At 61.5% G+C, this 13040-nt stretch carries 13 protein-coding genes; 4 read left to right on the forward strand and 9 right to left on the reverse strand.

The window, feature by feature from the left end:
- Positions 1-94: 94 nt before the first annotated feature.
- The 3 genes from FW789_RS05565 to FW789_RS05575 form a co-directional block, all read right to left on the reverse strand.
- Positions 95-724, reverse strand: a complete 630-nt coding sequence (locus FW789_RS05565) for a DUF2589 domain-containing protein (protein WP_207074135.1) — start codon at positions 722-724, stop codon at positions 95-97.
- Between the two features lie 21 nt (positions 725-745).
- On the reverse strand, positions 746-1135 hold the full coding sequence (locus FW789_RS05570) for a Mor transcription activator family protein (protein ID WP_103437175.1): 390 nt from the start codon (positions 1133-1135) through the stop codon (positions 746-748).
- Between the two features lie 271 nt (positions 1136-1406).
- Positions 1407-1868: a hypothetical protein gene (locus tag FW789_RS05575; RefSeq protein ID WP_242548712.1), complete on the reverse strand. Its 462-nt coding sequence runs from the start codon at positions 1866-1868 to the stop codon at positions 1407-1409.
- 149 nt (positions 1869-2017) lie between these two features.
- Between FW789_RS05575 and FW789_RS05580 the strand changes: the two genes are divergently transcribed.
- Positions 2018-2206, forward strand: a complete 189-nt coding sequence (locus tag FW789_RS05580; RefSeq protein WP_101318997.1) for a hypothetical protein — start codon at positions 2018-2020, stop codon at positions 2204-2206.
- A gap of 35 nt (positions 2207-2241) precedes the next feature.
- Here the strand turns inward: FW789_RS05580 and FW789_RS05585 are convergent, their stop codons facing one another.
- Positions 2242-2616, reverse strand: coding sequence for a fe2+ zn2+ uptake regulation protein (locus FW789_RS05585; RefSeq protein ID WP_103437177.1), 375 nt, complete (start codon positions 2614-2616; stop codon positions 2242-2244).
- 199 nt (positions 2617-2815) lie between these two features.
- Here FW789_RS05585 and pvdQ point away from each other — a divergent pair, with 199 nt between their 5' ends.
- Positions 2816-5131 (forward strand): bifunctional acylase PvdQ, encoded by a 2316-nt coding sequence (gene pvdQ, locus FW789_RS05590; protein WP_411561744.1) that lies wholly within the window; start codon positions 2816-2818, stop codon positions 5129-5131.
- Between the two features lie 78 nt (positions 5132-5209).
- Here pvdQ and FW789_RS05595 read toward each other — a convergent pair whose 3' ends face one another.
- Positions 5210-5932 carry a UDP-2,3-diacylglucosamine diphosphatase gene (locus FW789_RS05595; protein ID WP_103437178.1) on the reverse strand — a complete coding sequence of 241 codons (723 nt, stop codon included), beginning with the start codon at positions 5930-5932 and terminating at the stop codon, positions 5210-5212.
- On the reverse strand, positions 5929-6432 hold the full coding sequence (locus FW789_RS05600; protein WP_103437179.1) for a peptidylprolyl isomerase: 504 nt from the start codon (positions 6430-6432) through the stop codon (positions 5929-5931). Before FW789_RS05600 ends, FW789_RS05595 begins: the two co-directional genes overlap by 4 nt.
- A 234-nt stretch (positions 6433-6666) precedes the next feature.
- Here FW789_RS05600 and FW789_RS05605 point away from each other — a divergent pair, with 234 nt between their 5' ends.
- Together FW789_RS05605 and cysS are read left to right on the forward strand one after the other, a co-directional pair.
- Entirely contained in the window at positions 6667-8370 is a 1704-nt protein-coding gene (locus FW789_RS05605) for a glutamine--tRNA ligase/YqeY domain fusion protein (protein ID WP_411561743.1), read from the forward strand.
- 9 nt (positions 8371-8379) lie between these two features.
- The gene (gene cysS, locus FW789_RS05610) at positions 8380-9762 is read left to right on the forward strand and encodes a cysteine--tRNA ligase (RefSeq protein WP_103437181.1); all 1383 of its coding nucleotides are present in this window, start codon (positions 8380-8382) and stop codon (positions 9760-9762) included.
- A gap of 36 nt (positions 9763-9798) precedes the next feature.
- On the opposite strand, the gene FW789_RS05615 is transcribed toward cysS, so the two are convergent.
- From FW789_RS05615 to FW789_RS05625, 3 genes are all read right to left on the reverse strand, one after another.
- On the reverse strand, positions 9799-11181 hold the full coding sequence (locus FW789_RS05615) for a sensor histidine kinase (protein ID WP_103437182.1): 1383 nt from the start codon (positions 11179-11181) through the stop codon (positions 9799-9801).
- A complete protein-coding gene (locus tag FW789_RS05620; RefSeq protein WP_101319013.1) occupies positions 11159-11839 on the reverse strand; it encodes a response regulator transcription factor in 681 nt (226 codons plus the stop codon). Before FW789_RS05620 ends, FW789_RS05615 begins: the two co-directional genes overlap by 23 nt.
- 167 nt (positions 11840-12006) lie before the next feature.
- The gene (locus FW789_RS05625; RefSeq protein WP_103437183.1) at positions 12007-13026 is read right to left on the reverse strand and encodes a branched-chain amino acid aminotransferase; all 1020 of its coding nucleotides are present in this window, start codon (positions 13024-13026) and stop codon (positions 12007-12009) included.
- Positions 13027-13040: the final 14 nt, after the last annotated feature.

The following is a 13040-nucleotide window of genomic DNA, read 5'->3' on the forward strand; positions in this document are numbered from 1 at the left end:
GGGCGGGGTAGGGGTGTCATCCAAGTTCATCGCTCCTCTAGGCGGCAAGCCCGCCATCAAGGCCGGGCTCTGGATTCACGGCAGGGCGTTGCAGTCATGCCTGCTCGACAGGCGGCAGGGTGTCGTCCTGGGAGATGTCGCCAGGGTTGCGTGCGTTTGCCGAAGGCAGAAGGCTCGGCCTGGTCGCTGCTTCGGTCAAAAAGTCGATCACCCGTATCATCGCCTCCGGTGGATCCTGGCGGCGGACGGTTGTGTTGAACGCGTAGCGGGCGCGGGTATCGGTCTTGCGTACCTGAGTCGACTTCTGGCTGACGCTACCTTTGACTTCAAGCTTGAACGGGCCCCAGCCGAGGCTACCAGTGAGGCTGGCGTCGCGCTCGGTGGAGGTGCTCAGTTCAGCCATCTGGCTGATGGTTATCTCGAACTCGACCCGACCTTCTTCGATAACGATGTTGGGGTGGGTGACGGCGGCCAGCAACGGCACTTTCAGACTCTTTTGCACTACGCCCTGGTATTCACCGTCTGCGCCGACCAGCGTTTCGTCGTAGTCGATCTGGATCGCGACCGCCTTGCCATTCTGGATGCATACACCCATCAGGAAGTCTGCGTAGGCTTTGCTGGCGCTGATCTGGGCCTGGATCATCGCCTGTAATGGTGCGGAAATCATGCGGTCCATGGGCAGGGCGTTGATGACCGAGCCGACCAGTGTGGGATCAATAGACATTATCAAGCTCCTTGGCTAGCACTAGGGGTGCTCAGCGGGCGTGGTTTCCTGACGGCGAATGTTGCCGATTTGGCGCAGGCTCAACCCGTACTTGTCGGCCAGCAGGCTGCGCGAGAGGCCATCGGCGCTCTCTTGCTGAATCTGCAAGTTGCGCAGTTGGCGCAGGAAGTGGTCGGCCTTGGGAATCTCCAGGGCAACCCCGGCGAAGCGCTTTATCAACGCGTCCAGGGCTGCGCCTGGAAGCACTTCTGCAAGCTTGGTGCGGTCGCGATGCTTGGGAATGTACTTGGGGCGCCCACCATAGGCGCAGGTCAGGTTGTAGGCATTTTCAATGCCGATACACTCAATGAGCGACTGAAGTGAGTGCGGCAGCAAGGCGATATCGATACGGCTGAAGTCTGGCGTTTGCATGTGTGTGGCTCCCTCGTGGGGTAATGGATTGCGCTGTGCGTGACCATGACTGGGTAGAACATGCCGGGGTTTTTGCCCCGTGGCGTGATTCGATTGTCGATGACCCGTGCAGGCAGTCCTAGGCGTCAAGCGAACCGATATGTGTAGTTCCTGGGTGCGCTTGACGCAGGGATCGAGAGATTGGGGTGTAGGACTATGCAACAGGGCCCGCCTGTACGCCTTGAAACTTCTTGCTCCGCTGCCAGAACAGTTGCCATGGGTAGGGTTGCCCTCAGTCACAGGGATAGCTACTCAGCAGGCTCACGCCAGCCAGGTAGGCGTGGGGCGCGTCGACCATGCTTGCTGGGAGTGCTCGGTAGTCGACCAGCAAACACAGGGCGGTCATTGGATGATCGTTGATGCGTCCTGTCACGGTCGGCGCAAAGTCTTTTCGGTATAACGCTTGCGCGTGTCCGCGCAGGCCTGTCTGGTCGGCGTGGGCCAGCGTTTCCCGGGCGAGGCGGGGAAGCTCGCGTTGCTCCACCAGAAAATGCAGCTGGTCAGCCTCGGGGTTCAGGTAACCGGCGTTGCGCACGCGTTGCCACAGTTGTTGCCACTGGCTTGAGCCGGCACTTTGGGCGAGTTGCCTACCCAGTTGATGCAGGTGATCATCGGACAGCGCTGGCCGCTCGACGGCCAGGGCCGACGCTGCGGCAAACCAGAGAGTGAGGATGCGAAGACAAGTATTCAGCATGGGGGCACCTATGGGCTGGGTTGAACCCCTATGCTTTCAGGAGACGCGGATGTGGCTCAGCAGGAAATACACGCCTGCGCCTGATGCCGTTGTATCATTGCCTCGGCTCCATGTGAGCCCAATGTCTCTGATGTCGCAAGGAACTCCCGATGACACACGTGCAGCGCCTGAAATACTCGATCCTGATCATCCTGGTGGTACTGGGCATGATGCTGGGGCTTTCCTACCTGCAAAAGCAGGGAACGATCACCGAGCAGACGTTCCAGTACTGCGCCATTGCCATTGCAGTGATCGTAGTGGTGATCAACGGTTTGTTGCGGCGCAAGGTCAAACCCTGAATCCGGCGGGCCGGCCATCCTGGCCGGCCGGCGGTTCAGCGTATTTGAGCCGACTCGAGTACGGCGCGTGCCTCTGGGTTGAGGCTGTAGCATTTGTCGCCGCCCAGGCTGATCACGCCCTCGGCGCAAAGTCGCTTGAGCACTTCGCGCACGCTCAGAAACGACAACGGGATGTCGAGCTGTTCAAGCTGCGCATGGATGCCGCGCACACCGACACTGCGACCGTTACGATCAGCGGCATGCAAGGCATCGATCACCTTCAGTCGGATCAGGCTGGTGCGCAGGCCATATGTGCGCAGCAGCTCGCGAATCAGCTCATTGCCAATCCGCTCTTCACTATCGGCAAGTTGCCCAGCGCCGGCATTGGCTGCGCCGTTCGGCTTGGCTGTGGCCTGTTGTGGCTGATACATGTGAATGCTCCTTTTCGTGGGCTGTCCCGAAATCATGGTTCCTCATTGATAAAGACGAACGAGATTGGAAAAACTGCAGTTTTGCCGGAAAAATAAACGGCTGATTCTGTTCAATACGTGTCAGCACGGCTGCAATGCGTAAAATTTTCGTCCAGCTATTCGTCTCAACGGGATGACCTCAGATACTCAAGGAACGCTCGTGAACCTATATTTGCGCCGCCCCGCTCAGTTGAGCGTGGCTGTTGCGTTGGCGGTATTCGGCCTGTTGGCCCAGCCCCGTGAAAGCGCTGCTGCTGCCAGCGCCGAAATCCGCCGCACCAGCTTTGGCGTGCCGCACATCCTGGCCAGCGACGAGCGGGGGCTTGGCTACGGTATCGGCTACGCCTATGCACAGGACAACCTGTGCCTGCTGGCCAATGAGGTGCTGACGGTCAACGGCGAACGCTCGCGTTATTTCGGCGGCCAAGGCAAAACCGTTGAGCAGCGCAACAACCTCGACAGTGATCTGTTCTTCACCTGGCTCAACACGCCCGCTGCAGTCAGTGCTTTTCTACAGGCTCAGCCGGTGGAGGTGCGCAACCTGCTCGAAGGCTATGCCAGCGGCTTCAATCGCGCGCTTGGCGAGCGGCGGGCGCAAGGCTTGCCGGCGGAGTGCGGCGCGGGTGAGTGGGTGCGACCGTTAACCAGCCTGGATCTGGTCAAGCTGACCCGGCGCTTGTTGGCCGAGGGCGGCGCCGGGCAGTTCGTCGAAGCGCTGGTTGGCGCATCACCACCCAAGCTCGCTGCGCAGCATCAGGCCGCTGACTTCAGGCTGGCGCTCGAGCGCCAGGCACTGTTCGCCATGCAGCGTGGCAGTAACGCGGTAGCGGTGGGCTCGGAGCGCTCCAGCAATGGTCGCGGACTGCTGCTGGCCAATCCGCATTTCCCGTGGATGGGCGGTATGCGTTTTTATCAGATGCAGCTGACCATTCCAGGTCGGTTGAATGTGATGGGGGCGGCGCTGCCGGGCCTGCCTCTGATCAATATCGGCTTCAATCAACATCTGGCCTGGACGCATACGGTCGATACCTCCAAGCACTTCACGCTCTACCGGCTGCAACTGGACCCCAAGGATGCAACCCGTTATTTGCTCGATGGCAAGTCGCTGCCACTGGCGCGGCAATCCCTGCGGGTAACGGTCAAGGGCGAGGATGGCTCACTGCGCGAGGTCGAGCGGCAGGTCTACACATCGGAGTTCGGCCCGGTTGTGCAGTGGCCAGGCAAGCTTGACTGGGACAACCGCTACGCCTATAGCCTGCGCGATGCCAATCTGGACAACAGCCGCGTGCTGCAGCAGTGGTATCGGATCAACCGCGCCGACAGCCTTGACGCCCTGAGGGGCTCTGTTGCTGAACTGCAAGGGATTCCTTGGGTCAACACGCTGGCAGTCGATGCCGGCGGGCGGACGTTGTACCTCAATCAATCGGTTGTACCCTATGTCGATCAGCAGACGCTGGCGCAGTGCAGCGACCCGGCAGCCGGCACCAAGCTGGTGGTACTGGATGGCTCGCGCAGTACGTGCCAGTGGCAAAGCGACCCACAGGCGGCGCAGGCCGGGATCGTTCCGGCGCGACTGTTGCCGAGCCTTGAACGGCGCGACTTTGTGCAGAACTCCAACGACCCGGCGCGGATGAGCAATCCAGCGCAGCCGTTGCTGGGCTTTTCGCCGCTGGTCAGCCGCGATGATCAGCCCCTGAGCATGCGCGGCCGCTTCGCCCTGCAGCGGCTGCAGGGCCGTGGCAAGCTCGGCGTCGCTGAACTGCAAGGCATGGTGTTTGATGATGAGGTCTATCTGGCCAGCCTGCTGCTGCCGGAGCTGCTTGATTGGTGCAAGGGGGGCGGGGCTGACGTTGCCCAGCTGTGCCAAGGCCTCAAGGCCTGGAATGGCAAGGCTGACCTGGATACCGGCGTGGGTCTGCTGTATTTCGAGCATATCGCCGAAGCGATGGCCGAGCATCCGCAGAGCTGGCGCGTGGCCTATGATCCGGCCGACCCAGAGCACACACCGCGTGGGTTGGCCGTCGAGCAGGCCGCTGTACGCAAGCTGCTGCACCAGGTGGCGCTGGCCGCGCAAGACCAGGTAAACCAAGCCGGGATAAGCGCAGACAGCCGCTGGGGGCAAATCCAACAGGCGGCGGATGGCACCCCGGTGCCAGGCGGACCGCAGGAGCTGGGGGTCTACAACGCCATGTACAGTGTGCCAGTGGGGCAGGGCAAGCGTCTGGTCGTCAGCGGCACCAGTTACCTGCAAATCGTCAGCTTCACCGAGCAAGGGCCGCAGGCTCAGGGCTTGCTGGCGTTTTCGCAGTCCAGCGAAGCGGCCTCGGCGCACCATGCCGACCAGACTCATGCGTTTGCTGCCAAGCAGCTGGCACCGCTTGCGTTCACTGAAGCGCAGATCAAGGCTGACCCGCAGTATCGGCGGTCGGTCATCAGTGAGCGCGACAAGGCTGCGCAGGTCAGCAGCGCAGATTAAGCGATGGGATAGACAAGGCCGCTGTCGCAGATCCCTGCAACAGCGGCCTTGGTGAGTGCAACAGCCGACGTCGACGACTCAGGTGAAGTCGAACGGCGCCAGCTGGAAACCCTGATCATCTACCTGCAAAGCCCAGCCGCGACGGTCCCAGTCGCCCAGAACAATCCTGCGCGCCGGGCTGCCATCGACCAGCAACTTGTGGATCGCCGGCCGGTGGGTATGCCCGTGGACCAGCGTGCGCACGCCGTGCGCAGCCATCACCCGCGGGACTTCATCGGGTGTGACATCGACAATCTCGGTGTTTTTCATGCGGGTCTGGGTCTTGCTTTCGCTGCGCAGCTTGCGTGCCAGCTTGAGCCGCATGGACAGCGGCAGGTGGCGCAGCACCCACAGCGTCAGCGGGCTACGCAGATAGCGGCGCAGCTTCATGTAGCCGACGTCGCGGGTGCACAGCGTGTCGCCGTGCATCAGCAGTACCGGCTCGCCGCCCAGATCGACCACACTGGGATCGGCGAGCAAGGTGCAGCCAGCGGCAGCACAGAAATCCTCGCCCAAGAGAAAATCGCGGTTGCCGTGCATCAGGTAAATAGCGGTACCGCTGTCGCTCAAGTTACGCAATGCCTGGCAGATCGACTGCTGATACGGGGTCATCGCGTCATCGCCGATCCATGCCTCGAAAAAATCACCGAGGATGTACAGCGCTCTGGCGTGGCGCGCGCGACCTTCGAGCAGGTCAACAAACGCCCGGGTGATCTCCGGGCGTTCTTCTTGCAGGTGCAGATCAGAGATCAGCAGAATCACCCAATGATCTCGGCTTTCTCGATAATCACGTCTTCTTTCGGCACGTCCTGGTGGCCGGCTTTGGAGCCGGTGGCAACGGCTTCGATCTTGTCGACCACGTCCTTGCCTTCGATGACTGCGCCAAATACCGCGTAGCCCCAGCCTTGGGTGTTCTTGCCGCTGTGATTAAGGAAACCGTTGTCGGAGGCGTTGATGAAGAACTGCGCCGAGGCCGAGTGCGGTTCCATGGTGCGGGCCATGGCGATGGTGTACTTGTCGTTCTTCAGGCCGTTGTCGGCTTCGTTCTGAATGCTTGGGCGCTTGTCTTTCTTCTCGCTCATGCCAGGTTCAAAACCGCCGCCCTGGATCATGAAACCTTTGATCACACGGTGGAAAACGGTATTGCTGTAGTGACCGGCTTCGACGTAGGCGAGGAAGTTTGCAACGGTCAGCGGCGCCTTCTCGGCGTTCAGTTCCAGGACGATGTCGCCGTGGTTGGTGGTCAGTTTGACTTGGGACATGCTCAAATTCACTCTTCAAGGCATACAGAAATTGGCTGCGCGCAGCACGCGTACATCAGCTGACGCAGGATTGGCTTGCCGCGACACAGCGCGCGCGGCGCCATTTTGCCCGGGTTGCGATAAATCGCGCCACTTTGTCGGCGCCCGGCTGTCAGCAGCTTGACTGCTTCGGCTATGATAGGCCCTTTGATTCAATCGGCCTACCCGGGCTGAACACCAGCATTCAAGGATCCTATGAGCAAGCCCACTGCCGACAACGCGCCCAACGCCGCTGCCAAAGGCGCTCCCGCCGTCCCTGCAAACTTCCTGCGGCCGATCGTTCAGGCTGACCTGGACTCGGGCAAGCACACGCAGATAGTCACCCGCTTCCCGCCGGAGCCCAACGGTTACCTGCACATTGGCCACGCCAAGTCGATCTGCGTCAACTTCGGCCTGGCCGAAGAGTTCGGCGGTGCCTGTCACCTGCGCTTCGACGACACCAACCCGGCCAAGGAAGACCAGGAGTACATCGACGCGATCCAGAGCGATGTCAAGTGGCTGGGCTTCAACTGGACCGGTCCGGTGCGCTATGCCTCGCAGTACTTCGACCAGTTGCACGACTGGGCGGTCGAGCTGATCAAGTCGGGCAACGCCTATGTTTGCGACCTGACTCCGGAGCAAGCCAAGGAATACCGCGGCAACCTCACCGAGCCTGGCAAGAACAGCCCGTTCCGTGAGCGCAGCGTTGAAGAAAACCTCGACCTGTTTGCGCGCATGAAAGCCGGCGAGTTCGCTGATGGCGAGCGCGTGCTGCGGGCCAAGATCGACATGGCCTCGCCGAACATGAACCTGCGTGACCCGATCCTCTACCGGATCCGCCATGCCCACCATCACCAGACCGGTGACAAGTGGTGCATCTACCCCAACTACGACTTCACCCACGGCCAGTCGGACGCGATCGAGGGCATCACCCACTCGATCTGCACCCTGGAGTTCGAAGGTCATCGCCCGTTGTACGAGTGGTTCCTCGACAACCTGCCAGTGCCGGCGCACCCGCGTCAGTACGAGTTCAGCCGGCTCAACCTGAACTACACCATCACCTCCAAGCGCAAGCTCAAGCAGCTGGTCGACGAGAAACACGTGCAGGGTTGGGATGACCCGCGCATGTCGACCCTGTCGGGCTTCCGTCGTCGTGGTTACACCCCGGCCTCGATCCGCAACTTCTGCGACATGATCGGCACCAACCGCTCGGACGGAGTGGTCGACATGAACATGCTCGAGTTCAGCATCCGCGATGACCTCGACCGCACCGCGCCGCGCGCCATGTGTGTACTGCGGCCGTTGAAGGTAGTGATCACCAACTACCCGCAAGGCCAGGTCGAAAACCTCGAGCTGCCACGCCACCCGAAAGAAGACATGGGCGTGCGCGCGTTGCCCTTCGCCCGTGAGCTTTACATCGACCGTGACGATTTCATGGAAGAGCCGCCAAAAGGCTACAAACGCCTGGAGCCGAACGGCGAAGTGCGTCTGCGCGGCAGCTACGTGATACGTGCCGACGAAGCGATCAAGGACGCCGATGGCAACCTCGTCGAACTGCGCTGCTCGTACGATCCGGACACCCTTGGCAAGAACCCTGAGGGGCGCAAAGTCAAGGGCGTTATTCACTGGGTCCCGGCAGCGGCCAGCGTCGAGTGCGAAGTACGCCTGTACGACCGCCTGTTCCGTTCGCCGAACCCGGAGAAAACCGAAGAGGGCGGCAGCTTCCTGGACAACATCAACCCCGATTCGCTGCAGGTGCTGAGCGGCTGTCGTGCGGAACCTTCGCTGGCCAACGCCCAGCCTGAAGACCGTTTCCAGTTCGAGCGCGAGGGTTACTTCTGCGCCGACCTGAAAGACACCCAGCCGGGCCGCCCGGTGTTCAACCGCACTGTCACCCTGCGTGACTCCTGGGGCAGCTAAGGAATCGCCGTGCTTAACATCTACAACACGCTGAGCAAGACCAAGGAAGCCTTCAAGCCGCTGGATGGCAACAAGGTGCGCATGTATGTCTGCGGCATGACCGTGTACGACTACTGCCACCTCGGCCACGGCCGCAGCATGGTGGCCTTCGACCTGGTCACTCGCTGGCTGCGCAAGAGTGGCTACGAGCTGACTTACGTGCGCAACATTACCGACATCGATGACAAGATCATCAACCGGGCCAATGAAAACGGCGAGACCTTCGATGCGCTGACCGCACGCATGATCGATGCAATGCACGAAGACGAGCGCCGCCTGAACATCTTGCCGCCGGATCAGGAGCCGCGTGCCACCGAGCACATCGCTGGCATGCACGCGATGATCCAGACCCTGATCGACAAGGGTTATGCCTACGCACCGGGTAATGGCGATGTGTACTACCGGGTGGGCAAGTTCGTCGGTTACGGCAAGCTGTCGCGCAAGAAGATCGAAGACCTGCGCATCGGCGCCCGTATCGAAGTTGACGAGGCCAAGCAGGATCCACTCGACTTTGTCCTGTGGAAGGGCGTCAAGCCGGGCGAACCAAGCTGGGATTCGCCATGGGGCCCGGGCCGTCCGGGCTGGCACATCGAGTGCTCGGTGATGTCCACCTGCTGCCTGGGCGAGAGCTTCGACATTCACGGCGGCGGCAGCGACCTCGAGTTCCCGCACCACGAGAACGAGATCGCGCAGAGCGAAGCGGCCACTGGCAAGCAGTACGCCAATGCCTGGATGCACTGCGGCATGATCCGCATCAATGGCGAGAAGATGTCGAAGTCGTTGAACAACTTCTTCACCATCCGTGACGTGCTGGAAAAGTATCACCCGGAAGTGGTCCGCTACCTGTTGGTGGCTAGCCACTACCGCAGCGCGATCAACTACTCGGAAGACAGTCTGCGCGACGCCAAAGGTGCGCTTGAGCGCTTTTACCACGCACTGCGCGGCCTGCCACGGGTCGCTCCTGCGGGCGGTGAGGCATTTGTCGAGCGCTTCAGTGTGGCGATGAACGATGACTTCGGCACCCCCGAAGCCTGTGCCGTGCTATTCGATCTGGTACGCGAGATCAACCGCCTGCGCGACACAGACGTCGAGGTTGCCGCTGGCCTGGCTGCGCGCCTGCGCGAGTTGGGTGAGGTTCTCGGTGTGCTGCAACTGGAGGCTGATGACTTCCTGCGGGCCGGCGCCGAGGGCAAGGTCGACGCCGCTGAAGTGGAGGCGCTGATTCAGGCGCGTCTGCAGGCTCGGACTGACAAGAACTGGGCCGAGTCCGACCGTATCCGTGATCAGCTCACGGCGATGGGTGTGGTGCTTGAGGACAGCAAAGGCGCCACCACCTGGCGCCTGGCTGACTGACCGCAGTGCCGGGGCCGCGCAATGCGGCCCCGGTGTTCAGCTGGCGAGCGGGCAGTGCAGGACCAGCCTGGCGCCGCCCCATTGGCTTTCACCGATTTCCAGGGTGAAGCCGTGCAAGTCAACGATCGCTGCAACTATCGACAGCCCGAGGCCGAAGCCAGGATGGCGATGACCTTCCTCACTCCGATAGAAACGCTTGAGTACGGCGGTGCGTTCCTGTTCCGGGATGCCTGGGCCGCTGTCTTCGATCGCTACATGCACGCCGCTGGCATCCTGACTGGCAGCAATGCGCACCTGGCCACCTTCAGGGGTGAACTTGATCGCGTTGCCGACCAGATTGGCCAGCGCCTCGAACAGCAGCTCGCGATCGCCGTGCAGCACCGACAACTGCGCTGGCTGCTCAAGTTGCAGCTCGATAGTGCGGTCCTCGGCCAGCGGCAGGTAGAAGTCATGCAGCTCGACCAGCAGCGCCTGTGGATCAAGCTGGACGAAGCCGGCGCGGCGCTGGCGGTCCTCCAGTTCACTGATCCGCAACAATCCGCGAAACCGCGCCATCAACGTGTCAGTCTCGCCGATGGCCTGATCCAGCGCCTCGGCCTGGGCAGAATCCTCGCTGCTCTGCTGGCGAATCCGATACAGCTGCGCACGTAGCCGCGTCAGGGGCGTGCGCAGGTCATGGGCAATGTTGTCGCAGACGCCTTTGACTTCATGCATCAGCCGCTCGATGCGGTCGAGCATGGCGTTGACGATGGCCGCCAGCATGTCCAGTTCATCGCGCCGGGCCGACAGTGGCAGGCGGTGGGTCAGGTCGCCGGCAACGATCAGTTCCGCGCTGGCCTGCACCGCGCGGATCCGCTTGAGCGGCCGTCTGCGCAGCAGGTACCAACCGGCAAAGCCTGGTATCAGGGTCAGGGAGATACCCCACAGCAACGCATCCAGGATGATTCGCGTGACCACGAACAACGAACCGTTGTCGCGGAACAGTACCAGCCAGCGACCGTCCTGCACCTTGATCGCAACCGCGTCGCAGGTTTCGTGGATCATGCCCGGGTCGGCGCTGTCCAGGCAGTGCTTGAGCTCATGCACCTTGCCGTCCAGGCGCAGCTCCTTGGGGATGGCGCGGATACGCCCGCCCAGTGGATTGAGCTGTGCGTCGAACAGGCCATAGGCGTCGAAACTGCGCTCTTCGAAAGCCTGGCTGGCGATCAGGGCGTCGTCCAGCTGCTTGCCGCTCATGTGCGCAAACAGATGCTGACGCTGCAGCATGGAATGACGGGTGAGCTTGTTCAGGTAGCTAGAAACCTCGAAATACAGCACCCCCATGAGGATGCTGCTCCAGGCCACGAAGAGAAAGCTGTACAGCGCCAGCAGGCGACTGGTGGACGAGCTCCAGCCTTTAGACGGGTTCAGCAATGGCATAGCCCGAGCCCCGCACGGTTCGAATCAGTGCGCACTGGCCGGGAGCGTCGATCTTCTTGCGCAAGCGGCCGATGTGCACGTCGATCAGGTTGGTGCCTGGGTCGAAGTGATAGCCCCACACCTCCTCGAAAATCATCATCCGGGTGATTACCTGGCCGGCGTGGCGCATCAGGTATTCGAGCAGCTTGTATTCGGTGGGCAGCAGGTTCAGCGTTTGCTCGCCGCGACGGGCTTCATGGCTGATCAGGTCCAGCTCGAGGTCCGCCACCTGCAGGCGGGTCTGGGTCATCGGCACGCTGTTACGGCGCAGCAATACTTCGACCCTGGCAGCCATTTCATCGGAGGCAAACGGCTTGGTCAGGTAATCGTCGCCGCCGGCACGCAAGCCGCGCACGCGTTCGTCAACGTCGGAAAGGGCGCTGATCATCAGGATCGGCGTGGCAATCTTCAGGCTGCGCAGGGTGGTGACGATGGTCAGGCCATCGACTTCGGGCAACATGCGGTCCACGGTGATCAGGTCGTAGCCACCGGCAATGGCCTTGGCCAGGCCTTCGCGGCCATTGTCTGCCCACTCTACATCCAGGCCGTGGCTGGTCAGTTCAGCGACGATTTCCTGGCCGGTGACGGCGTCGTCTTCGATGGTCAGTACGCGGGGCATGCTGGTTCCTGGGCGGCGAATTAAGGTTCGATTGTGCCAAAGAATAGCCAAACGGCGATTTAAGAAAAATTCATCTGGCTAAAAAGCACTACGGGGCAAGCCCACTCTCACCCAACCGCACGCGGTAGTGAGAGCAGACTTGCCCCGCAAGGACCTGGCGTTATCGCTTACGCGACCTTGACGATCCAGCCAGCCGGCGCTTCGACGTCGCCGCTCTGGATGCCGGTCAGCTCGTTGTACAGCTTGGTGGTGACCGGGCCGACTTCGGTTTCACTGTGGAACACATGCAGCTTGCCGTTGTACTGGATGCCACCAATTGGCGTGATCACTGCCGCGGTGCCACAGGCACCGGCCTCGACGAAGCGCTCGAGGTTGTTGATCTGTACGTCGCCTTCGACGACCTTCAGGCCTAGACGCGATTCGGCCAGCTCCATCAGCGACAGGCGGGTGATGCCGGGCAGTACCGAAGCCGACTTCGGCGTGACGAACTCGTTGTTGGCAGTGATGCCAAAGAAGTTGGCCGAACCGACTTCTTCGATCTTCGAGTGGGTCAGCGGGTCGAGGTAGATGCAATCGGCGAAGCCGGCTTTCTTCGCCTCATAGCCCGGCTGCAGGCTAGCCGCGTAGTTGCCACCGACTTTGGCGGCACCGGTGCCCTGCGGCGCGGCGCGGTCGAAATCGGAGATCAGGAACTTGTGCGGGGTCATGCCGCCCTTGAAGTACGAACCGACCGGGATCGCGAATACCGAGAAAATAAACTCAGGTGCAGTACGCACGCCGATATTGTCACCGGTACCGATGACGAACGGACGCAGGTACAGAGCGCCCTTGCCGTGTGGCGGCACGAACCGGTCGTTGGCCTTGACTACCTGTTTGCAGGCTTCGATGAACTGCTCGGTCGGCACCCGCGGCATCAGCAGGCGGTCGCAGCTGCGCTGCATACGCAGGGCGTTCTGATCCGGGCGGAACAGGTTGACGGTGCCATCCTTGCAGCGATAGGCCTTGAGGCCCTCAAAACATTGCTGGCCGTAGTGCAGAGCGGTCGAGCCTTCGCTGATGTGCAGCACGTTGTCATCGGTCAGGGTGCCCTTGTCCCACTCGCCATCGCGGAACACGGACAGGAAGCGCTTGTCAGTCTTGATGTAGTCGAAGCCCAGCTTGTCCCAGTTAATGCTCTCGTTACTCATGACACCCTCGATTG

Source organism: Pseudomonas sp. 1121_17, assembly GCF_052850745.1.